General features: G+C 53.6%; 19 protein-coding genes. 10 read left to right on the top strand and 9 right to left on the bottom strand.

What is annotated here, in order from left to right:
- Positions 1-244 precede the first annotated feature (244 nt).
- Together PMI41_RS10620 and PMI41_RS10615 are read right to left on the bottom strand one after the other, a co-directional pair.
- Positions 245-1837: a DHA2 family efflux MFS transporter permease subunit gene (locus tag PMI41_RS10620; protein ID WP_008124563.1), complete on the bottom strand. Its 1593-nt coding sequence runs from the start codon at positions 1835-1837 to the stop codon at positions 245-247.
- A gap of 33 nt (positions 1838-1870) precedes the next feature.
- Positions 1871-3049, bottom strand: coding sequence for an HlyD family secretion protein (locus PMI41_RS10615; protein WP_008124561.1), 1179 nt, complete (start codon positions 3047-3049; stop codon positions 1871-1873).
- A gap of 147 nt (positions 3050-3196) precedes the next feature.
- Here PMI41_RS10615 and PMI41_RS10610 point away from each other — a divergent pair, with 147 nt between their 5' ends.
- On the top strand, positions 3197-3895 hold the full coding sequence (locus PMI41_RS10610) for a TetR/AcrR family transcriptional regulator (RefSeq protein ID WP_008124559.1): 699 nt from the start codon (positions 3197-3199) through the stop codon (positions 3893-3895).
- A 5-nt stretch (positions 3896-3900) separates the two neighbouring features.
- On the opposite strand, the gene PMI41_RS10605 is transcribed toward PMI41_RS10610, so the two are convergent.
- Entirely contained in the window at positions 3901-4305 is a 405-nt protein-coding gene (locus PMI41_RS10605) for a Fur family transcriptional regulator (RefSeq protein WP_008124557.1), read from the bottom strand.
- Positions 4306-4493: 188 nt separating this feature from the next.
- Here PMI41_RS10605 and aztA point away from each other — a divergent pair, with 188 nt between their 5' ends.
- The 5 genes from aztA to zigA all read left to right on the top strand — a co-directional run bounded on the left by aztA (position 4494) and on the right by zigA (position 9771).
- A complete protein-coding gene (aztA, locus tag PMI41_RS10600; protein ID WP_008124555.1) occupies positions 4494-5315 on the top strand; it encodes a zinc ABC transporter ATP-binding protein AztA in 822 nt (273 codons plus the stop codon).
- 2 nt (positions 5316-5317) lie between these two features.
- Positions 5318-6184, top strand: coding sequence for a zinc ABC transporter permease AztB (aztB, locus tag PMI41_RS10595; RefSeq protein ID WP_008124554.1), 867 nt, complete (start codon positions 5318-5320; stop codon positions 6182-6184).
- A gap of 26 nt (positions 6185-6210) precedes the next feature.
- Positions 6211-7200 carry a zinc ABC transporter substrate-binding protein AztC gene (gene aztC, locus PMI41_RS10590; RefSeq protein ID WP_008124552.1) on the top strand — a complete coding sequence of 330 codons (990 nt, stop codon included), beginning with the start codon at positions 6211-6213 and terminating at the stop codon, positions 7198-7200.
- An 85-nt stretch (positions 7201-7285) separates the two neighbouring features.
- Entirely contained in the window at positions 7286-8491 is a 1206-nt protein-coding gene (gene aztD, locus PMI41_RS10585; protein ID WP_008124550.1) for a zinc metallochaperone AztD, read from the top strand.
- A 59-nt stretch (positions 8492-8550) separates the two neighbouring features.
- The gene (gene zigA, locus PMI41_RS10580; RefSeq protein ID WP_008124547.1) at positions 8551-9771 is read left to right on the top strand and encodes a zinc metallochaperone GTPase ZigA; all 1221 of its coding nucleotides are present in this window, start codon (positions 8551-8553) and stop codon (positions 9769-9771) included.
- 192 nt (positions 9772-9963) lie between these two features.
- On the opposite strand, the gene PMI41_RS10575 is transcribed toward zigA, so the two are convergent.
- Together PMI41_RS10575 and PMI41_RS10570 are read right to left on the bottom strand one after the other, a co-directional pair.
- Positions 9964-11541 (bottom strand): TerC family protein, encoded by a 1578-nt coding sequence (locus tag PMI41_RS10575; protein ID WP_008124545.1) that lies wholly within the window; start codon positions 11539-11541, stop codon positions 9964-9966.
- Positions 11542-11558: 17 nt separating this feature from the next.
- Positions 11559-11747 carry a hypothetical protein gene (locus tag PMI41_RS10570; RefSeq protein ID WP_040854242.1) on the bottom strand — a complete coding sequence of 63 codons (189 nt, stop codon included), beginning with the start codon at positions 11745-11747 and terminating at the stop codon, positions 11559-11561.
- A gap of 272 nt (positions 11748-12019) precedes the next feature.
- Here PMI41_RS10570 and map point away from each other — a divergent pair, with 272 nt between their 5' ends.
- Positions 12020-12769 carry a type I methionyl aminopeptidase gene (gene map, locus PMI41_RS10565; protein WP_008124543.1) on the top strand — a complete coding sequence of 250 codons (750 nt, stop codon included), beginning with the start codon at positions 12020-12022 and terminating at the stop codon, positions 12767-12769.
- Positions 12770-12798: 29 nt separating this feature from the next.
- On the opposite strand, the gene PMI41_RS10560 is transcribed toward map, so the two are convergent.
- The 4 genes from PMI41_RS10560 to PMI41_RS10545 all read right to left on the bottom strand — a co-directional run bounded on the left by PMI41_RS10560 (position 12799) and on the right by PMI41_RS10545 (position 16976).
- On the bottom strand, positions 12799-13350 hold the full coding sequence (locus PMI41_RS10560; protein WP_008124542.1) for a DUF924 family protein: 552 nt from the start codon (positions 13348-13350) through the stop codon (positions 12799-12801).
- 22 nt (positions 13351-13372) lie between these two features.
- The gene (locus PMI41_RS10555) at positions 13373-15208 is read right to left on the bottom strand and encodes a monovalent cation:proton antiporter-2 (CPA2) family protein (protein ID WP_008124541.1); all 1836 of its coding nucleotides are present in this window, start codon (positions 15206-15208) and stop codon (positions 13373-13375) included.
- Between the two features lie 127 nt (positions 15209-15335).
- Positions 15336-16184 (bottom strand): amidohydrolase, encoded by an 849-nt coding sequence (locus PMI41_RS10550; RefSeq protein ID WP_008124540.1) that lies wholly within the window; start codon positions 16182-16184, stop codon positions 15336-15338.
- A gap of 12 nt (positions 16185-16196) precedes the next feature.
- Complete coding sequence (locus PMI41_RS10545) at positions 16197-16976, bottom strand: IclR family transcriptional regulator (protein WP_008124538.1); 780 nt, start codon at positions 16974-16976, stop codon at positions 16197-16199.
- Positions 16977-17144: 168 nt separating this feature from the next.
- On the opposite strand from PMI41_RS10545, the gene PMI41_RS10540 reads away from it, so the two are divergent.
- The 3 genes from PMI41_RS10540 (at position 17145) to PMI41_RS10530 (ending at position 20368) form a co-directional block, all read left to right on the top strand.
- Positions 17145-18257 carry a mandelate racemase/muconate lactonizing enzyme family protein gene (locus PMI41_RS10540; RefSeq protein WP_008124534.1) on the top strand — a complete coding sequence of 371 codons (1113 nt, stop codon included), beginning with the start codon at positions 17145-17147 and terminating at the stop codon, positions 18255-18257.
- 89 nt (positions 18258-18346) lie between these two features.
- Positions 18347-19081: an SDR family oxidoreductase gene (locus PMI41_RS10535; protein ID WP_008124532.1), complete on the top strand. Its 735-nt coding sequence runs from the start codon at positions 18347-18349 to the stop codon at positions 19079-19081.
- Between the two features lie 9 nt (positions 19082-19090).
- The gene (locus tag PMI41_RS10530) at positions 19091-20368 is read left to right on the top strand and encodes an L-fuconate dehydratase (protein ID WP_008124530.1); all 1278 of its coding nucleotides are present in this window, start codon (positions 19091-19093) and stop codon (positions 20366-20368) included.
- The last annotated feature ends 14 nt before the right edge of the window (positions 20369-20382 follow it).

Here is a 20382-nt window from a genome sequence, read left to right as displayed (position 1 = left end):
TTTTTCGGCGGCTTAGCAATTCGGCGCAACTCTAAATTTCAGGGGTATTCCTGAACGGTTCAAAATTACTTCAATAACGACAAAAACATTGTTCGACGCGGCAAATTGAACTTGAGGCAGTGTCGGTTTTAGAAAAATGCGACACGCTTGTTAACAAAAATGCTCTTGAACAAGTTTATTTAAGTTAGGGGGCTAAGTTAATTTTTTCTATCAATGGCAAAGAACAGTGAGGAGGACGGGCAAATTAATGCCCGCCGCCACCGCCTGGTGCGGGTGCTCCCGGCTTGCGCATGAGAAGCGCAAATACTGCAAGAAGTGCGAAAAGCATTGTCAGGATGTAGAAGACATCCATGAACGACAGCAGCGATGCCTGCTGGTGGACCATTCCCGAAATTCTGCTCAAAGCAGTCGTAGGCCCATCAAGTCCATGCGAAGCAAAGTTCTTCGACATGGAATTCATGAGGTCTTCTGCTTCCGGATTGCCCCAACGGACATTCTCGGAAAGCTGGGCATAATGCAGGGCACCGCGATCCGTAAGTATTTGGTTAATGACAGCCAGACCAACCGCACCACCAAGATTACGCATCAGGTTGAACAGACCGGAAGCATTTTTCAGACGAGCAAGAGGCAGGGTGCCGAGCGCAAGGTTGTTGATAGGTACCATGCACAGCATGAGCGAACAGCCGCGCAGAATCTGAGGTATCAGAAGTTCATAGAAATCCCAGTCGGCAGTCAGGTGCGTCATGGTCCATGTGCCTGCGCCGAAGCCCAGAAAGCCGATCATGATCATGAAGCGCGGGTCCATGCGGCCGGAAAGAAAGCCGGCGATGGGTGCTGTGAAGAACATGGCAAGGCCACTCACAAACAAAGCTTCACCGATCATCAGGGCATCATAGCCACGAATCTGACCAAGATAGACGGGGTAGATATAGGTCAGGCCGTAAAGTCCGATACCGAGCACGAAGGAGAATGCCGATCCGAACGCGAAGTTCAGGTTTTTAAATGCGAAAAGGTCAACGATCGGCTGCTCCGCCGTAAACGCCCGATAGAAGAAAATGATGGCGCCGACGACCATGACAATGCTGCAATAATAAACAGCATGATCCTGCAACCAGTCATTGCGCGGGCCTTCTTCAAGAACATATTCCAGCGAGCCGAGGAATGCAGCCATACCTGCCAGTCCCCACCAGTCGAACTTGCTCAGCAACGAGCGGTCACCCTTGTCGAAGTCGATGAGGTTCCATGCTGCAATTGCCACGATAATGCCGGGGATGACGTTGACGAGGAACAACCAGTGCCATGAAAACGCATGGCTCAGATAGCCGCCGACTGTTGGTCCGATTGTCGGGGCGAGCGTAGCCACCAAGCCGATCATGGGCGAGACAATGGAACGCTTGGATGGTGGGAAGATCGTGAATGCTGCTGCAAACACGCTGGGGATCATGCCGCCGCCAATAAAGCCCTGAATGGCGCGGTAGACGATCATCTGATCGATATTCGTTGCCGTCGCACAAAGCACGCTGGCTGCGGTGAAGCCTGCAGCCGATACGGAGAACAGAATACGCGTTGAGACCAGCCTTCCTAGAAACCCGGATAGCGGGATCATGATGACTTCAGCGATCAGGTAAGAGGTTTGTACCCAGGAGATTTCGTCAGAACTGGCACTAAGGCCCGCCTGAATTTCGGCGAGTGATGCCGAGACGATCTGAATGTCCAGAATCGCCATGAACATGCCGAAGACCATCGCCAGAAAGGCGATGGCTTTTTTCGGATCGATTTTATCTTCCGGAATGGCTGGAGCGCCCGGACCGCCGGCTGCTGTCGTTGCATTTGCCATGATCTTGGCCCTTTCCGATCCTGAAACCGGATTTTACTTGGTTGGAGCCGTGCGTGTATCGATGTCGACGACCACGCTCAGGCCAGCCTGCAGTTTGCCGCTCGCCAAAGCATCTTCCGGCAGGGCGATGCGTACGGGGACACGCTGGACGACCTTGGTGAAGTTGCCTGTGGCATTTTCGGGTGGAAGCAGGGAGAACACTGCACCCGAAGCCGGTGCAATCGATGCCACTGTGCCCTCGAATGTATCACCATCAAGCGCATCAACGCGGACGTGAACTTTTTCGCCCACCGCGATGTCACGCAGCTGTGTTTCCTTGTAGTTCGCATCGATATAGAGCGCGTTTACAGGAACGAGTGCGGCCAGACGCTGACCCGGGCTAACGAGATCACCTTTCTTGGCGGCAAGATTGCCAATCACGCCATCAACAGGTGCGCGGATGACTGTGAAGCTGAGGTCACGTGCGGCCTTGTCCTTGGACAATGTGAGCGAGGCGACAGTGCTTTCAGCTTCTTTATATTGTGCTTCGAGAACGCCGACATTGGCGACGGCACTGGCAATCTTGGCATCGGCAGATGCGAGGCTGGCCTTGGCTTGATCCAGCGCAGCGGTTGCGTCATCCAGAGTAGATTGTGAGGCAAACCGTGTTGCATGCAACTGATTGGCCCGTACGGAACCAGCCTGCGCATTGGTCAATACAGCCTGAGCGCTCAACTTGCCTGCCTGTGCTTCGGTCAGTGATGCTCTGGCAGCTTCAGTTTGTGCTTTGATACGGTCAAGGGACAGTTTCTGCGTGGCGATCTGTGCTTCGGCCTGCTCTTCAGCAAGCGTATAATCGCCATTGTCGAGAGTGACGAGGGCATCGCCTGCTTTGACGCGCTGATTGGCAACAACATTGATCGTATCAATATAGCCGGTCACTTTCGGGGCGATGGCAGTGATGTCGCCCTGAATGTAGGCATCATCCGTTGAAATCATGAAACGGCCTGTCGTCCAGTATTCATAGCCAAAATAGGCACCGCCGGCCAGCGCTGCGACCAGAAGGGTCGTCAGCACCAGCCGTTTGCGGGAGCGCTTGGGAGGCTCGGGCGTCTTTACTTCAGCGGCAACATCGTGTTGCGGCGCTTCCGTAGTCGCTGGCATTTCGGTTTTTGAAGCTGGAGCAGGGAACTGACGGATTTCAGCTTCGTTAGTTGCTTTGGACGCAGGCATTTTGGGGCTTCTTTCTACGGATGTTCAGCCATAAAACTGATTGAACCAGTCGGTTCGATCATTGACATAGCGCAAATGAGAGCGCATATCAAGTGCATCGAACCGCTTGGTTCGAAAAAGAATCATAAATGAGGAAACAGAACCAGAATGTCATCTACGAAGGCCTATTCGACGCCATTGGCTGCTGCAACCGCGCTTGAAGCAGCGTTGTCAGGCGATGAACGGCAAGGCCGGTTGGCTGCAGGACAGGATCCGGCAAAGCGTCAGCAGATATTGGAGGGTGCCGATCGGGTATTCTCCACAATGGGCTTTGATGCTGCCAGCATGAATGACATCACGCGCGAGGCAGGTGTGTCGAAGGGGACAATCTATGTCTATTTCGACAGCAAGGAAGAGCTCTTCATGGAGCTTTGCATTGTCTACCGCGAGAAACTCTTTAACGGCATTTATTCGGCACTTGAGGGCGATCATGATTTGCGCGAAGCGCTAATAGCCTTTGGCAAGGCGCTTTCTCTCAAGGTGACTTCCGATGTGGTTATCCGCGCGCAGCGTGTCGTTATTGGTGTGGCAGAGCGCATGCCTTCCATGAGCCGTAATTTTTACGAGCAGGGCCCGAAGAAGGGGCAGGCAATGTTGAGAGCATTTCTGGAAAAGCACGTCGCTGCCGGCAATCTGGAAATTGAAGATACGGAGCTCGCCACTTATCAGCTATCCGACCTTATGGTGACGGGCCTTTTCAAGCGCCGCCTGTTCGGATGCATGGATGAGCCGCCGACAGCGGAGCAGGTCAACAGGACAGTGACGGCAGGCGTCGATGTGTTCCTCAGGGCCTACGGCAAGCGCTGAATTGGTCAGGCCGTGCCGCAGTTGGCACAAACACCGCGAATCTCAATCGTTGTTTTGGATGGTTTGAAGCCATTGCCATTGGTCCATTCACGGACGCGTGCCGTGATAACATCGTCAGAAAACTCTGAAACCTGTCCGCATTTCTCGCAAATTGCGAAAGCTATCATTCCGTGGCTGTGACCATGGTCGTGCGGGTGGGAGCAGGCCACGAATGCGTTAATGCTTTCGAGGCGGTGGATCATTCCATAATCAAGAAGCTTGTCGAGCGCGCGATATACCTGCAGTGGTGCCCGGAAGCCATTGTTACGCAGCTGGTCAAGAATAGTATAGGCACTCAGCGGGCCTTCGGCGCGCGTCAGCGCATCGAAAACCAGTGATTGGTTCTTGGTGAGTTCCTGCGTAGCCGTCATATTCAATTGTTCCTTATCGCTCGATATTAAATAGGAAATTTTTTCTACAACCGCCAGTGTATCTATTATTTTCCACCGTTCTCAAATTTGCCATTGTTGACTAATGTAATAACATCACATACGAACACGTCAAGAATATGCCCGGGAGGCTCTCAGCAATCCGGCTTTTCAATGAGTTTTATGCGTTTATGACCGAAGCAAGCCTCACATTCCGCGATCTTACACTGGGTTATCATAGCCATCCGGCTGTGCATCACCTCAGCGGGACAGTTGCACGCGGGTCCCTGACCGCAGTTGTCGGCTCCAATGGCTCGGGCAAATCTACACTCATGAAGGGTATTGTGGGTGTGTTGAAGCCGATGTCGGGCTCCTGCACAGTCGAACAAGATATGCGGATCGCTTATCTGCCGCAGCAATCAGAACTGGACAGGTCCTTTCCCGCGCGTGTCGTTGATCTCGTTTCACTGGGTCTTTGGCCAAAGCGCGGGCTGCTCGGCCGCTTTACCGGGGAAGATCGCACGCGTGTTTCCGAAGCGCTTATGGCTGTTGGTCTTGGCGGATTTGAAAAACGTTCGATTGATACGCTGTCAGGCGGTCAATTGCAGCGGGCGCTTTTTGCCCGCGTCCTCGTCCAGGATGCGGATATTATTCTGCTTGATGAGCCTTTCAACGCCATTGATGCGAAAACAGTTGCCGATCTGATAGCGCTGATCAAGCGGTGGCATGGAGAAAGCCGAACTGTCATGGTTGTCGTCCATGACCTCGAGCTGGTGAAGGAGCATTTTCCGGAGACGTTGCTTTTGGCACGAAAACCAATCGCATGGGGCTCGTCGCGCGATACGCTGCGGCCGGAAAACCTTTTGCACGCGCGCCAGTTTCATGAGGCTTGGGAGGAAGGCGCAGCCTGGTGCGAAGAAGATCAGCTACATCGTCACAATCATTCGCACTCCCATGATCATGACCACCATCATGACGAACCCCACGATCATTTGAAGAAGGGGGCGGCGTAGGCATGTATGATTTCCTGATTGCTCCTTTCGTGGATTACAGCTTCATGCAACGCGCGCTTGTCGGCTCGCTGGCGCTGGCGCTTGGTTCGTGCCCGGTTGGTGTGTTCCTGATGTTGCGACGTATGAGCCTGACCGGCGATGCCATGGCTCACGCAATCCTGCCGGGTGCTGCGGTTGGTTTCCTGCTTTACGGCCTGCAGATCGTGCCCATGACAATTGGTGGTCTTGTTGCCGGCGTCATTGTTGCTTTGGGAGCAGGAGCAGTCTCGCGTTTTACGATCCAAAAGGAAGACGCGTCGATGGCGGCTTTCTATCTTATATCGCTGGCGCTGGGTGTTTTGATCGTTTCGCTGCGTGGGTCGAATGTAGACCTCATGCATGTTCTGTTCGGCACCGTTCTTGCCCTGAACAATGATGCGCTTGGCCTGATCGGGCTCATATCTGCAATCAGTGTCGTTACACTTGCCATTTTCTGGCGCGGATTGGTGGCAGAATGCCTCGATCCGCTGTTTCTGCGATCTGTAAGCCGCATCGGCACACCGGTTCATTTCATATTTCTCGGTCTGGTTGTTATCAATCTTGTCGGCGGCTTCCAGGCGCTTGGTACATTGCTTGCGGTCGGGCTAATGATGCTGCCAGCCGCGGCAGCCAGGTTCTGGACCACACGTGTTGGACCAATGTGCGGACTCGCGATTGCCATCGGCTTTGTTTCCTGCACCGGCGGTTTGCTGATCTCGTATCACTTTTCGGTGCCGTCAGGGCCGGCGATCATCCTTTCCGCCGGTGTCATTTACCTGCTCTCCATCATTCTCGGATCAAGCGGTGTGCTCAGCAGCCGCCTGCGTCCGCATCGCCACAGAACAGCTTAGTCCTCCCTCAACCCAAGGAAAAAACGATGATAAAAACCCTTAAATTTGCCAGCGCTTTGAATGTTATACTATTACTAAGCGCTGCTTACAGTTCTGCATCAGCCGACAATCTGAAGGTGGTTGCAAGTTTCTCCATCATTTCGGATTTTGCCAAGAATGTGGGTGGGGACAAGATCGATCTGACTACCCTGGTGGGGCCGGATGGTGACGCCCATGTGTATGAGCCAAAGCCCGCTGACGCTGCTGCCGTTGCCAAGGCCGACGTGGTTCTGGTCAATGGTCTGAACTTCGAAGGTTTTCTGCCGCGCCTTGTTGAAGCAAGCGCCACCAAGGCCCCGATTGTGGAGTTGACCAAGGGCGTGGAACCGCTGAAAAGCGAAGAGGAAGAGCATGATCATGCTGGCGGCGAACAGCACAAGGCCGAGGGCGCAGAGCACAAGCACGAGGGTGAAGAACATAAGGAAGAGGCCGGACACGACCATGGCGCCTACGATCCTCACGCTTTCCAATCGATCAGCAATGCCAAGATTTATGTGAAGAATATTGCCGATGCCTTCTGCACGGCGGACGCTGCGAACTGCGACACGTACAAGGCTAACGCTGCTGATTACACCAAGAAGCTCGACGCGACCGAGACGAATGTGAAGGCAGCTATTGCATCCATTCCTGAAAACAAGCGTCTTGTCATTACTTCACACGACGCGTTTGGCTATTTCGAGCACGAATACGGCCTCAAGTTCCTTGCTCCTGAGGGCATTTCAACGGACTCCGAAGCGTCCGCTGCCGATATTGTTGCTTTGATCAAGCAGATCAAGGAAGACAAGGCTTCGGCGATTTTTGTCGAAAACATCACCAATCCGCGCCTGATCGAACAGATTGCAAGCGAGACAAAGTTGAAAGTGGGCGGCACGCTTTTTTCGGACGCGTTGTCCAAGCCTGAAGATGGTGCAGGCACCTATATCGATTTGATGAACCACAATATCGATACCTTCAAGAAGGCCATCCTCGGCAGCTGATAGTACTTACGTTGAAAAGCGGGGCCACGACTCCGCTTTTCTTTCGCCCCCAAATGTAATGTTATTACATATAGAAGGAAAGATCATGACGCAGTATCTAACTGTTTTCTCATCCCTCGCCATCGCGACCAGCATGCTGACTGCCCCGGCACTGGCTGAGGGCAAAGCAACCTGGCGCCTATTTGTGGCCGATCAGGCAGCGCCGATCGTGCGCGCTCTTGATGCCAAATCCGGCAATTTGCTGGAGACCTTCAAACTGAACGCGCCCGCCGGTCTTTCGCGTAGCGATAGTGGCCGTCTGGTCTTCGCCAATGAGCGGGATGCAGGGCAGTTCTCAGTAATTTCAAGCGGCATTTCGATTGATGATCACGGTGATCACGGTGATCTGAAGGTTGAAAAGCCCGTCCTTCTCAATTCGAAGTTTACTGGAAAGAAGCCTTCGCACTTTGTCGATCATCATGGCCAGATTGCCCTGTTCTTCGACGGTGACGGGGTGGTGAAAATCGTCAAGGAATCGAAAGTTCTGGTGGAGAAGGCAGAAGTCCGGGAGGTAAAGGTAGCCTCACCGCATCATGGGGTTGCTGTTGCTTTTGGAGACAATGTTCTTGTTTCTGAACCACACCCGACTGACCCGGTTGAGGAACTGCCGATCGGCGTTCGCATAGCCGGGGCGGATAACGCGGTGGCTGGTGAGCTTTACAATTGCCCTGACCTGCATGGGGAAGCAGCATCTGGAAGTATTGTAGCTATTGCCTGCAAATCCGGCCTGCTTCTTGTGAAGTCAGAAAATGACGGTCTGCAGATAGAGCATCTCGATTATTCGAAATCCTTGCCGGATGGAAAATCCACAACACTCGTTGGGGGCAAGGGATTGCAATATTTTCTCGGCAATTATGGGCCACAGGCAGTGGTTTTGATCGACCCGGCCAGTGAAGATGCATTCCGCTTGATAGAGTTGCCTGCCCGGCGCGTGCATTTTGCCGTCGATTCCGTGCGTCCGCGCTTCGCCTATGTCTTTACCGAAGACGGGCAACTGCATCAGCTTGATGTCGTAACCGGCAAGATCGAAAAATCACTGAAATTGACCGAGCCTTACAGCATGGACGGGCATTGGAACCTGCCGCGACCACGTATCGCTGTTGCTGGTGATGACATTATTGTCAGCGATCCGTTGAAAAGCCGCCTTCAGGTCATTGACGCCGCGAGCTTCGAAAAGGCCCGCGACATTTCAGTTGAAGGCACTCCCTACAATGTCGTGGCTATCGGAGGCTCCGGCGAAGTTCACGAATAATTTTTATCGCCCGCGCGCCTCTACAGCGCGTGGGCTTCTCTTTTGGAAAGGCTCAAGCCATGCAAAACACAGCAACAGCCAATCGCTTGCCGGTAACAGTGCTCTCGGGTTTTCTCGGAGCAGGCAAGACCACGCTGCTCAATCATATTCTTAATAATCGCGAGGGCCGCCGCGTTGCGGTCATCGTCAACGATATGAGCGAAGTGAACATCGACGCGGCTCTTATTCGCGATGGTGGTGCCAATCTCTCCCGCACGGAGGAACAGCTGGTCGAGATGACCAATGGCTGTATCTGCTGCACCTTGCGTGATGATCTTCTCGCGGAAGTGCGGCAACTGGCAAGTCAGGGCCGATTCGATCACCTTCTGATTGAATCAACTGGCATATCCGAACCATTGCCGGTTGCATCGACATTTGATTTTCGTGACGAGAACGGCGTCAGCCTGTCGGATATTTCACGACTCGATACCATGGTCACAGTTGTGGATACGGCAAATCTCCTGAAAGATTATGCCTCCAGCGACTTTCTCAAAGATCGCGGGGAATCATTGGGGGATGAAGATAATCGCACACTGGTTGACCTGCTCGTGGACCAGATCGAGTTTGCCGATGTCATCATCCTGAACAAGATCTCATCAGCTTCAATGTATGACCGCGATCTGGCACGCAAGATCATCAGGGCATTGAACCCGGACGCAAAAGTGATCGAGACCGACTTTGCAAAGGTTGATCTGTCTGAGGTGCTTGATACCGGCCTGTTCGATTTCGATAAGGCGCAGGAACATCCCCTTTGGTACAAGGAACTGAATAACTTCGCTGACCATGTACCGGAAACGGAAGAATATGGTGTTCGTTCATTTGTCTATCGCGAACGGCGGCCATTTGACCCGCAGAAGTTTCAGGACTTCATCAATTCAAACTGGACAGGCGTCATCCGCGCCAAAGGTTTCTTCTGGCTGGCAACCCGGCCCGACCATGTGGGCGAATTAAGTCAGGCGGGAGCTTTGGTCAGGTCAGAAAAGCGTGGCCTATGGTGGTCGTCAATATCCAAAAGCCGCTGGCCGGATAATCCCGAATGGTTGAACGCCATGAAGCCCTATCTGCACCCGGTCTGGGGTGATCGCCGTCAGGAATTGGTCTTCATCGGCGTTGAGCCAATGGATGAGACTGAAATCCGTGCACAGCTGGACACCTGTCTGCTCGATGCGGATGACTTCACGCCGCATAAATGGGAAGATTTGCTTGACCCGTTTCCAAGCTGGATGAGACAGGCTTCCTGAGATCGCACGGAATGAGATTGCGTTTGGGAAACCTGCAAAAACTGGCATCGAGCCTGCTGGGTAGCGATGGCCCTGAGAAGAAAAAGCCACTTCAAGGCAAAAGCTTCAATTGCGATAGTCCTTCCCCGGTCGGGGAAGGACATGATCAATGTTCAGACGAGGTTTTCAACTGCTCCTGCGGGACAACCGATCTTAAATGAACAGGGCTGACGCAGAAGTGGAACTGATACGAACCTTGCCGATATTACGCCCGTCCATCTCGACGATTTCATATTCGAAGTCGTCGACGGTGAGCTTTTCGCCTGTCGTCGGGATGTGCCCCAGATTCCAGAGAATATAGCCGGCGAGCGTTGTATAGCGGTCGCCGTCATCCACCAGATCACGGTCGATCAGGCCGCTCAGGCGGCGGATATCAATATAGGCATCGACCACCATGCTGCCATCTTCGGAGCGTTCGAGGATCGGGCTTTCTTCACCCTCTTCCGGAAAATCGCCAGCGATTGCTTCCAGAATATCTGTCGGGGTTACCACGCCCTCAAACGAACCATGCTCGTCAAGGATAACGCCCATCTGCACGGTCGAGCCGCGAAGCTGCTCCATGACGCGCAGAACATTGGCATTTTCGTGCAGGATGAGCGGCTGGCGCGTCACAGCTTCCCAATCGATTTTGCCGCCATCCAGAATTGCAAACAACAAATCCTTGGTCAGCGCCACGCCGACGAAATCGTCCACGCGCCCACGCGCAAGCACAACGCGGCTATGAGCAAGCGTGCGAATTTCAGCAAGCAATTCCTCATTGGTTTCGTCCAGGTCCAGCCATTCCACTTCATTGCGTGGGGACATGATCGAGCGCACCGGACGTTCAACAAGGTCGAGGACGCCGCGGATCATCTCTTTTTCCTCCGGATGGAAAACATCGCCCGCTGCTGAATGTTCGGCGATAACATCGAGCGCATCCGAATGAGGCGCATCGCTGCCGCGTCCACCGCCGAGAAGGCGAAGAACGGCACCTGCGGTGCGATCACGCAAATCCATGGTGGTTACCCGCTTTTCGCGGTTGTGGCGACCAAACTGGTTGGCTGCTTCCACAAGAACCGAGAAGCCGATGGCTGCGTAGAGGTAACCCTTTGGAATGTGGAAGCCAAAGCCTTCGATGATAAGGCTGAAGCCGATCATCATCAGGAAGCCAAGGCAGAGAATGACCACTGTCGGGTGGCGATTGACGAAGTTCATCAACGGTCTTGAAGCCAGCATCATGACGCCGACCGCAATGACAACTGCGATCATCATGACTTCAAGATGTTTGACCATGCCAACGGCGGTGATGACGCTATCGAGTGAGAACACGGCGTCGAGAACAACGATCTGGGCAATAACCTGCCAGAACACAGCGTGGACAGCATTGCTTTCCTTTGCTGCCAGATGACCTTCAAGCCGCTCATGCAGTTCCATTGTTCCTTTGAAAAGCAGGAAGACACCACCGACAATAAGAATGATATCCCGACCCGAGAAACCGAACCCAGCAACGCTGAAAAGCGGTTGTGTGAGCGTGACAACCCAGGAAATCGAGGCAAGCAGCACAAGGCGCATGATAAGCGCCAGCGAAAGGCCAACTATACGGGCGCGGTTACGCTGATGCGGTGGCAGTTTGTCGGCGAGAATGGCGATGAAAACAAGATTGTCGATACCAAGCACGATCTCCAGCACGACGAGCGTGGCGAGACCGATCCAGGCATTAGGGTCGGCAATCCATTGTAATGACAGATCCATTGGGGAGTCGGGTCCTATTAGCGGATAAAATGAGAGCGTGGCGTGGCAAGTGAAAAGGCTGTCAAAGACAGCACAAATCCACCGGCGACGCGGGCAAACTCAGGATGGGGGAAGTTGACGGGTTTTTGTTGCTGATGCTGCGGTTGCAGGATCAGCTTGCTTCGCAAGTCCGGACTTGGAGGCTCTTCAGATTGATCGTCCGGCATCGATGCGCGCGGTCAGTCCCTGTTAACTGGCTGAAGGCAAGGCAGCCATTGTTATATTAGCCTTTTTGATCCCGCAGGTGATTGGTGATGCGGGCAGACGTGTTCTCAGTATGGTTTACTATACGATGGGGCGAGTCAATGCCAAGCTTTTTTCTACCGGCGAGCCTTGGACATCGATCTTGGCGAGTGGCAAACACGCGTTGCCAAAATAATTGCAATGGTCTGCACACGCCCTATCCTATAGGAAACAAGCAAGACGCAGAGATTGAAAAATGACCATTTCCAATGAAGATGAATTGATCCGGCTGCAGGAGATCGGGCGGATCGTTGCAAATACACTGCAAGCCATGGCGAAATCGCTCGAACCTGGCATGACGACGGCGGAGCTGGATTTGATCGGTCGCAAGCTGCTTGAGCAAGCGGGTGCACGTCCGGCACCAGAGATGTGTTACGGCTTTCCGGGCGCGACTTGCATTAGCGTCAACGAAGAGATTGCTCACGGTATTCCCGGTGATCGCCGGATTGCTGCGGGCGATCTGGTCAATATTGACGTCTCTGCAGAGAAAGACGGAATTTTCGCTGATACGGGTGCATCCTTTGCGGTGCCGCCCGTATCGCGCAGGATCGATCGTCTTTGCCGTGATGGGCGGCGGGCCATGTGGGCAGGCATCAGGCAGGTTGAAGCCGGAAAATCACTTGGAGCAATCGGACAGGCAGTGGGGGAGTTCGCGCAGAAGAACCGCTATACGCTTGTCAGAAACCTGTGCAGCCATGGGGTAGGATATGCATTGCATGAAGACCCTGAAGAGATTGCAACGTGGCCGGACAAGACAGAGCGAAGAATCATGAATGACGGTCTGGTTTTCACCATTGAACCTTTTCTCTCCATTGGTGCTGATTTCGCGAGAGATGGTGATGATCCTTGGACACTGTTCTCGGAGCCACATGCACCGACTGTGCAATATGAACACACGGTGATCGCCACTCGTCAGGGCCCTCTTGTGGTTACTTTGCCAGGCTGAACAGGCTGATCCTGTTTCAGTTCACGCTGTTACCCGGCAAAGCCACCCGCATCGAGAAATGCGCGCTCTTCCTCGGTAGTGTCACGTCCAAGTATGACGTTGCGATGGGGAAACCGACCAAAACGCTGAACAATATCATAGTGGTCATTGGCATATTCGACATTTGCCGGTGAACCATGGCTGCAAAGCTCAACACAACGGCGCTGGTCGTCGACATCCTCGGAATGCATGAATGGCAGGTAGAAGAATGCGCGCAGCTCAGGTGCGACGGAGATGTCGTGACCTTGTTCGAGCGCGCGATTGGCATAATAACGGGCCAATTCGTCGGTGGCATACATGTGGCCGGTATTGCGGAAGCAGTTGCGCGGAAACTGATCAAGAAGAATCATCAGTGCCAGCGCGCCGTCGGGAATGCCCACCCATTCTTCATATTCCCGACGCGCTGCGGCAAAATGCGCTTCAAGAAATGTCTCGCGAAAAATGGTGTCGAACGTCTCGTTTTTTTCAAACCATTTTTCGGGGCCTGCCTCGCGCCAGAAAGTGGTGACTTCCGCGATTTTTGACGAGTGTTCTTCCGACATAAATCTACTCCTCTGCTTCTGCTCAGTTTGCGTCCGCAGATGCGGCAAGAGGCAGGACGCTGGCAGTTTCTTCACTAAGTGCACGCCCCGGCTGGCGGGGTTTGATCAACGGGCCGGGAACCGGCATATTGCCCTTCATCAGATCATTGCCTGCGCGGATACCGCCTGCAAGCTGCAGGTCCAGACGCTCATCATCGCGCTGGCGGATATCACGGATAATTTCTGCCGCTTCCTCAGGGTCAACACCGAGCCCGACCAGCGTTGTCTGTCCGAACATCAGGGCTGATTCAAAGGTTTCGCGGATTTGATATTCAACGCCTGCTTTGATGAGTTCGATTGTATTGCCGCGGTCAAACGAACGCGCATAAATCTGAACCATCGGGAACTCGGCTTTGATGAGATGAGCGATGGAAAGAATTGTCTCCGCCTTGTCGACGCAGATGAGCACAGCCTGAGCACGGCCGGCGCCGGCAGCATGCAGAATGTCGAGACGTGTTCCATCACCATAGTAGACTTTGAAGCCGAATTGCGCTGCGGCCTGGATCATTTCGATGTCATTGTCGATGATCGAAACGTCGACATCACGCAAAAGCAGTGGCTGGCTGGAAATCTGACCGAAACGACCGAAACCAATTACCAGTACGCGTCCAGTTAGCCCTTCGGCCACCTCTATATCGCCCAGCGCCTGCTTTTCGGCAGGCAGGATATACCGCATTCCAATGATTGCGAGCGGCGTCAGGACCATGGAAATGATGATGATAGCAGTGAGTATCGCGTTCGATTCACCATCGAGAATACCCACTGCCGTGGCTGTCGAATAAAGGACAAAGGCGAACTCCCCGCCCTGCGCCATCACAATGGCGCGTTCCAGTGACTCGCGATGGGATGATTTCAGCATGCGCGCCACGATGTAGATCGCGATGGCTTTGACGATCATGAAAGCGGCGACATAGAAGATGACCATCTGCCAGTTGGCCGCTACCACAGCCAGGTTCAGTGACATGCCGACAGCCAGGAAGAACAAGCCGAGCAAAATGCCACGGAATGGTTCGATATCCGCCTCAAGCTGATGCCGGAATGTGGATTCCGAAAGAAGGACACCCGCAAGGAAGGCACCCATCGCCATTGAAAGCCCACTGACCTGCATGAGAAGGGCCGCGCCCAGCACGACGAGCAATGCGGCGGCGGTCATGACTTCACGGGCTCTCGTCATAGCCAGAAAGCCAAATAGCGGATTGAGCAAATAGCGTCCGGCAATGATCAGGCCTGCGACAGCGCCAATTCCAATGCCGATATCGAGCCAGCGCAATCCGCCAGCCTCGCTGGTGCTGATAGGGGCAAGAAATGCGACCAGTGCCAGCAATGGCACGATGGCCAAGTCCTCAAAGAGCAGGATGGAAACCATGCGCTGCCCTTTGGGCGAAGCAATTTCACCACGCTCCTCCAGCAATTGCATGACGATGGCGGTGGAAGTCAGGACGAAACCAGCGCCCGAGACAAACGATACCGCCACGGGAAATCCGGTTGCGATGCCTACACCGGTGAGAAGCAATGCGCAGACGATAACCTGCAAAGCACCGAGGCCGAATATCTCGTTACGCATGCCCCAAAGTTTTGTCGGCTGCATCTCCAGTCCGATAATGAACAGGAACATGACAACGCCGAGTTCCGCCACATGGAGTATGGTTTCGGGATCAGAGAAGAAGCCGAGGCCAAAGGGACCGATGACGAGACCGGCTGCAAGATAGCCGAGGACTGATCCAAGACCTAACCGTTTGAACAGGGGAACGGCGACAACGCCAGCGCCGAGAAGCACGACAACACTTAAAAGATCGGGTCCGCTTGCTTCCGCTGCCATTGTCTCTCCTGTGATATGCGATTGCTGTAATTTGACAGGTAAAGCGCAGGTGCCCGGCAAGCAAGCTAAAATGGCGGCGAGGCGTACAGGTTCGATTACAACTGCGTGAGGCTAAAGCAAGTTTGCTCTATAGATTCCATATGCGCTTGGCATTTCCGGAAAATAGCCGTGTCTTCTCATCAATGCTGCAACCCGAGACAAGCGCGTGTGTCGCCGCCACCCACGTGGCAAGGTCGCCGCCAAGGGTACATACGGGCCAATCACTTCCCCAGACCAAGCGGTCAAAGCCAAAACTGGCGATAATGTGATGCACATAGGGCTCAAGAGTTTCGATGCGCCATATCGCCGTGTCTGTATAGGCAATCACACCCGAAATCTTGGCAGTGACATTTGGACGTTTGGCAATTTCAGTAATACCGCGTTGCCAAGTTTCAAATCCGCTTCCCTTGATATCAGGGACGCCGCAATGATCGAGAATGAACTGAACATCGGGCGCGATGTCGATAAGGGCGATGGTCTGGCTGACCTGCCTTGGCAGGACGCACAGGTCGAAGGTCAACCCGGTTCCGGCAAGCCTTTTCAGGTTTTCCCGAAATAGCGGTTGTTCGGAAAGCTCGTCGGGCATTGTATGGAGTACACGGCGGAATCCCTTGACCAAGGGATTGGCCAGTTGCCGCTCAAGAAAAGTTGCAAATTCCTGATCTTCCGGACGGCATGATGAGATTGCACCAGCGATCAGGCTGTCCTCGCGGGTTGATAATGCGGCAACGGTCGCCGTTTCATTTTCGATATCTGCAACTGCTACATCGACTTCCATATGTAGCGAGCGTGAGATGCCGACGCGATGTGCCTGCTGCGCATATTCCTCGTAAAGGAAATCGCGGTTCAATGCTTCCACGCTGGATAGCCATGGATAGGACAGAGCAGACTGATCGATCAGATGCAGGTGTGTATCGATCAATTCACTAGGTGGCATTTGCTTCTCCGATCAGACTTGACCTACGTCGGCGCCCGATAATTCTGACAGTTTTTTCGCTGTGGCAACGATCATCTGACATACCTGATCGACGCCCGGAGCATCCGGAACATTGAGGACCTGAATATAGGGGCAGGTGATCGCTGCAATGGCGCGCCCATCGGGACCAAGCACCGGAGCCGAGACGTTAAAAACACCACCGGTCTGAGCACTGGGCATGATCTCATAGCCACGCTCACGAATCGTGCTGAGGCGGTCGCGATAATCATCCGGCTGCGAATTATCATCCACATGGCGTTCATATTCTGCAATCATCAGGCTGCGCTCTTCCACCGAGCGGAAGGCCATCAGTACGTGACCAGAGCCAGTATTGAGCAAGCTCATATGGGAGCCAACGCGGATTGAGATGCCCCAATATTCGGGAGCTTCCTGCTGGGCAACGACAACCACAGCCCCGCGATCAAACACACATAAGTGGTTGGCCTGTTTTGACTGAACCGCGAGGTCGCGCATCAGGGGCGTGGCATAGGCGGCGAGACGGCGGACCGGCGCGTGCAGCTGTGACAATCCGAAAAGCTTGAGGGTAAGCGAATAGCGGTCACCTTCGAGACGCGTGACATAGCCACGGCGGACCAGGCGGTCGAGCATGCGATAAAACTCGTTCGGGCTGCGACCGAGCCGCTTTGCAATTTCCGCCTGCGTTACACCGCCGTCAATGCCTGCCAGCAGTTCCAGTATGTCGAGGCCCTTGTCTAGCGCCGGAGCGCGGTAGCGGTCTTCGTCTTCTGTCATATGCAATTACTCCCTGACCTTAAGGCTTATACGAGGATCATTAGCAGATGGAAGAGCTTTCATCGCTTGACGATGAGCCGAGCAAATGTTTGTATATGAATGAAGTTCCCATATATGGGTATACAATATATAAACGGGCCAAAATACCAAGCCCGACGGGAGGATAATTTGGCAAAAATTCAACGCGTTGAATTGCGAATGGTAGATCTGCCACCAAAAGTGCTGCGCACGGATGCTATCCAGAGTTTTGTCAGTCAGGAAACCCCCATCGTTACCATTACCGATAGCGACGGTGCTGTTGGTACAGGGTACAGCTACACAATCGGTACGGGTGGTTCATCGGTGATGCGCCTGCTTTCCGATCATCTGGTGCCGCGCTTGCTGGGCAAGGATGCGGATCAGATTGAAGCGATCTGGCACGATCTCGAATTTGCGACACATGCAACAACGATAGGTGCGATAACCGCAATCGCATTGGCGGCGATTGATATTGCCTTGTGGGATTTGCGCGCAAAGAAACAGAATTTGCCATTATGGAAGCTTGCAGGGGGAGCGAAGGATCGCTGCCCGCTTTATACAACTGAAGGCGGCTGGCTGCATATTGAAAAACAAGCCTTGGTTGACGATGCGCTGCAAGCAAAAGCCAAAGGTTTCAAAGGTGCGAAAGTCAAGATTGGCCGCCCACACGGATCAGAAGACCTAGATCGACTCTCGGCAGTGCGCGATGCGGTCGGCTCCGGATTTGAAATCATGACCGACGCCAATCAGGGCTTTTCCCTCGACGAGGCCATTCGCCGTTCTCACGTGCTGCGGGATATTGATCTCGCATGGCTCGAAGAGCCGCTGCCTGCGGATGATATTGACGGGCATGTGCGCCTGTCTGCCTCCACGCAAACGCCGGTAGCCGTTGGCGAATCGCTTTATTCGATCAGGCATTTCCGCGAGTATATGCAAAAGGGAGCGTGCTCTATCGTACAGGTCGATGTTGGTCGCATTGGCGGTATTACGCCTTGGCTGAAAGTGGCGCATGCGGCAGAAGCATTTAACATCCCCGTATGCCCGCATTTTCTGATGGAACTGCATGTCAGCCTCACATGCGCGGTCCAGAACGGAAAATATGTCGAATATATTCCGCAGCTGGATGACCTGACAAAGACGCAGATGCGGATTGAGAATGGTTATGCCTTGGCACCTTCAGAACCCGGAATCGGGATCGATTGGGACTGGGATGCGGTCAAAGCGCGAAGTGTGGATGAATTCACTACTGAAATCCGCGCCTGATGGCTTTCACGGCTTAAAAAGAGATATCATTGCCCAAATCGGGGCGGAATGCATGGTTGGCATTATGAAATGCCGAATGGAGATTTGAAATGACAGGCAAGCTTGAAGGCAAACGCGTTCTCATTACGGCAGCCGGCCAAGGCATTGGCCGGGCTTCGGTGCTGGCTTTCGCGCGCGAAGGTGCGATAGTCCATGCAACCGACATTAATCAGCAATTGCTTGATGCTTTGCCAAAGGAAGCGAACATAAAGCCGCGCAAGCTTGACGTACTGAAGGCCGATGAAGTCACGCAGGTGATTGGCGAAATCGGTGCCATAGATGTGCTGTTCAATTGCGCCGGTTTTGTTCATGGCGGCTCGATCCTCGACATGCCGGACGCTGATCTTGAATTTGCACTCGATCTCAATGTGCGTGCCATGATTCGCACGATCCGCGCTGTCCTGCCGGGGATGATCGAGCGCAAGGAAGGCGCAATCGTCAACATGTCTTCAGTCGCCAGCAGCGTAAAAGGCGTACCGAACCGCTTTGCCTATGGTGTGACCAAGGCAGCCGTGTTGGGGATCACCAAATCAGTGGCGGCCGACTACATTACTCAAGGTATTCGTTGCAATGCAATTTGCCCGGGTACTGTGGAAAGTCCGTCGCTTGAACAGCGTATGCGGTCTGGCGGCGATTATGAAGCGACCCGCGCGACCTTTATCGCGCGTCAGCCGATGGGACGTTTGGGTTTGCCGGAAGAAATTGCTGATCTTGCCGTTTATCTTGCTGGCGCAACCTACACCACAGGTCAGGCCTACAATATTGACGGCGGCTGGACAGTTTAGGAAAGATCGATGACCCGCATTACTGACCTTCGCGTATTCGATATCCGTTTCCCGACCTCACAAAGTCTGGATGGTTCGGATGCAATGAATCCTGATCCTGATTACTCTGCCGCCTATGTGGTACTGGATACTGATGCCGGACTTTCCGGTCACGGACTGACCTTTACCATCGGGCGCGGAAATGAAATTTGCTGTCTGGCCATTGAAGCCATGAAGCATCTTGTTGTGGGCCTTGAACTGGATTGGGTGAAAGAAAACCCGGGCAGGTTCTGGCATTTCATTACCGGCGATAGCCAGTTGCGCTGGATCGGCCCCGACAAGGGGGCAATGCATCTGGCGACAGGCGCGGTGGTCAATGCCGTATGGGATTTGCTGGCCAAGGAAGCAAAGAAGCCGGTTTGGCAACTTGTTGGCGAAATGACGCCCGAAGAGATCGTCAACATTGTCGACTTCCGTTATCTGACCGATGTGCTGACACGTGAAGAGGCGCTCGAAATTCTGCGCAAGGCGGAGACAGGCAAGAAAGAACGTATCGGGATACTCAAAGACGAGGGATATCCCTGCTACACGACCTCTGCAGGCTGGCTTGGCTATTCGGATGAAAAGCTGCGTCGTCTCTGTCAGGAAGCTATTGATGCAGGCTTCAATCACGTCAAGATGAAGGTTGGACGCGATCTTGAGGATGACATAAGGCGCCTCACAATTGCACGCGAAGTCATCGGCCCGGATCGCATTCTGATGATTGATGCCAATCAGGTGTGGGAAGTCAGGGAAGCAATCGACTGGGTGAACAAGCTTGCTTTCGTCAAACCGTTTTTCATCGAAGAGCCTACAAGCCCTGATGACGTCGCCGGACACCGCAAAATTCGTGAAGCAATCCACCCGGTGAAAGTCGCAACAGGCGAGATGTGTCAGAATCGCATCATGTTCAAGCAGTTCATTGCCGAAGGCGCGATTGATGTGGTGCAGATCGATAGCTGCCGCATGGGTGGCTTGAACGAGGTATTGGCGGTGCTGCTCATCGCGGCAAAATATAATCTGCCTGTCTGGCCGCACGCTGGCGGTGTTGGGCTATGCGAGTACGTCCAGCACCTGTCGATGATAGACTATGTTGCGGTTTCGGGAACGAAAGAGGGCCGTGTTATAGAATATGTCGATCATTTGCATGAGCATTTCGTCGATCCCTGCAATATTCAGAACGCGGCCTATATGCCACCGTCGCTGCCAGGCTTTTCAATCGAAATGAAACCGGAATCAATCAAGCAGTATCTGCATCGCGATCTGTAGCCATATTTCTGTTC

Source organism: Phyllobacterium sp. YR531 (assembly GCF_000282595.1).
In the GTDB taxonomy this organism is placed as follows: Bacteria; Pseudomonadota; Alphaproteobacteria; order Rhizobiales; family Rhizobiaceae; genus Phyllobacterium.
Note: the sequence above shows the minus strand (reverse complement) of the source record. Positions and strands in the feature narration are given on the sequence as shown.

Excerpts from the sequence above, each read along its gene's own strand:
- PMI41_RS10620 (WP_008124563.1), bottom strand. The coding sequence starts at position 1,837 with ATGGCAAATGCAACGACAGCAGCCGGCGGTCCGGGCGCTCCAGCCATT.
- PMI41_RS10615 (WP_008124561.1), bottom strand. The coding sequence starts at position 3,049 with ATGCCTGCGTCCAAAGCAACTAACGAAGCTGAAATCCGTCAGTTCCCT.
- PMI41_RS10610 (WP_008124559.1), top strand. The coding sequence starts at position 3,197 with ATGTCATCTACGAAGGCCTATTCGACGCCATTGGCTGCTGCAACCGCG.
- PMI41_RS10605 (WP_008124557.1), bottom strand. The coding sequence starts at position 4,305 with ATGACGGCTACGCAGGAACTCACCAAGAACCAATCACTGGTTTTCGAT.
- aztA (WP_008124555.1), top strand. The coding sequence starts at position 4,494 with ATGACCGAAGCAAGCCTCACATTCCGCGATCTTACACTGGGTTATCAT.
- aztB (WP_008124554.1), top strand. The coding sequence starts at position 5,318 with ATGTATGATTTCCTGATTGCTCCTTTCGTGGATTACAGCTTCATGCAA.
- aztC (WP_008124552.1), top strand. The coding sequence starts at position 6,211 with ATGATAAAAACCCTTAAATTTGCCAGCGCTTTGAATGTTATACTATTA.
- aztD (WP_008124550.1), top strand. The coding sequence starts at position 7,286 with ATGACGCAGTATCTAACTGTTTTCTCATCCCTCGCCATCGCGACCAGC.
- zigA (WP_008124547.1), top strand. The coding sequence starts at position 8,551 with ATGCAAAACACAGCAACAGCCAATCGCTTGCCGGTAACAGTGCTCTCG.
- PMI41_RS10575 (WP_008124545.1), bottom strand. The coding sequence starts at position 11,541 with ATGGATCTGTCATTACAATGGATTGCCGACCCTAATGCCTGGATCGGT.
- PMI41_RS10570 (WP_040854242.1), bottom strand. The coding sequence starts at position 11,747 with ATGCCGGACGATCAATCTGAAGAGCCTCCAAGTCCGGACTTGCGAAGC.
- map (WP_008124543.1), top strand. The coding sequence starts at position 12,020 with ATGACCATTTCCAATGAAGATGAATTGATCCGGCTGCAGGAGATCGGG.
- PMI41_RS10560 (WP_008124542.1), bottom strand. The coding sequence starts at position 13,350 with ATGTCGGAAGAACACTCGTCAAAAATCGCGGAAGTCACCACTTTCTGG.
- PMI41_RS10555 (WP_008124541.1), bottom strand. The coding sequence starts at position 15,208 with ATGGCAGCGGAAGCAAGCGGACCCGATCTTTTAAGTGTTGTCGTGCTT.
- PMI41_RS10550 (WP_008124540.1), bottom strand. The coding sequence starts at position 16,184 with ATGCCACCTAGTGAATTGATCGATACACACCTGCATCTGATCGATCAG.
- PMI41_RS10545 (WP_008124538.1), bottom strand. The coding sequence starts at position 16,976 with ATGACAGAAGACGAAGACCGCTACCGCGCTCCGGCGCTAGACAAGGGC.
- PMI41_RS10535 (WP_008124532.1), top strand. The coding sequence starts at position 18,347 with ATGACAGGCAAGCTTGAAGGCAAACGCGTTCTCATTACGGCAGCCGGC.
- PMI41_RS10530 (WP_008124530.1), top strand. The coding sequence starts at position 19,091 with ATGACCCGCATTACTGACCTTCGCGTATTCGATATCCGTTTCCCGACC.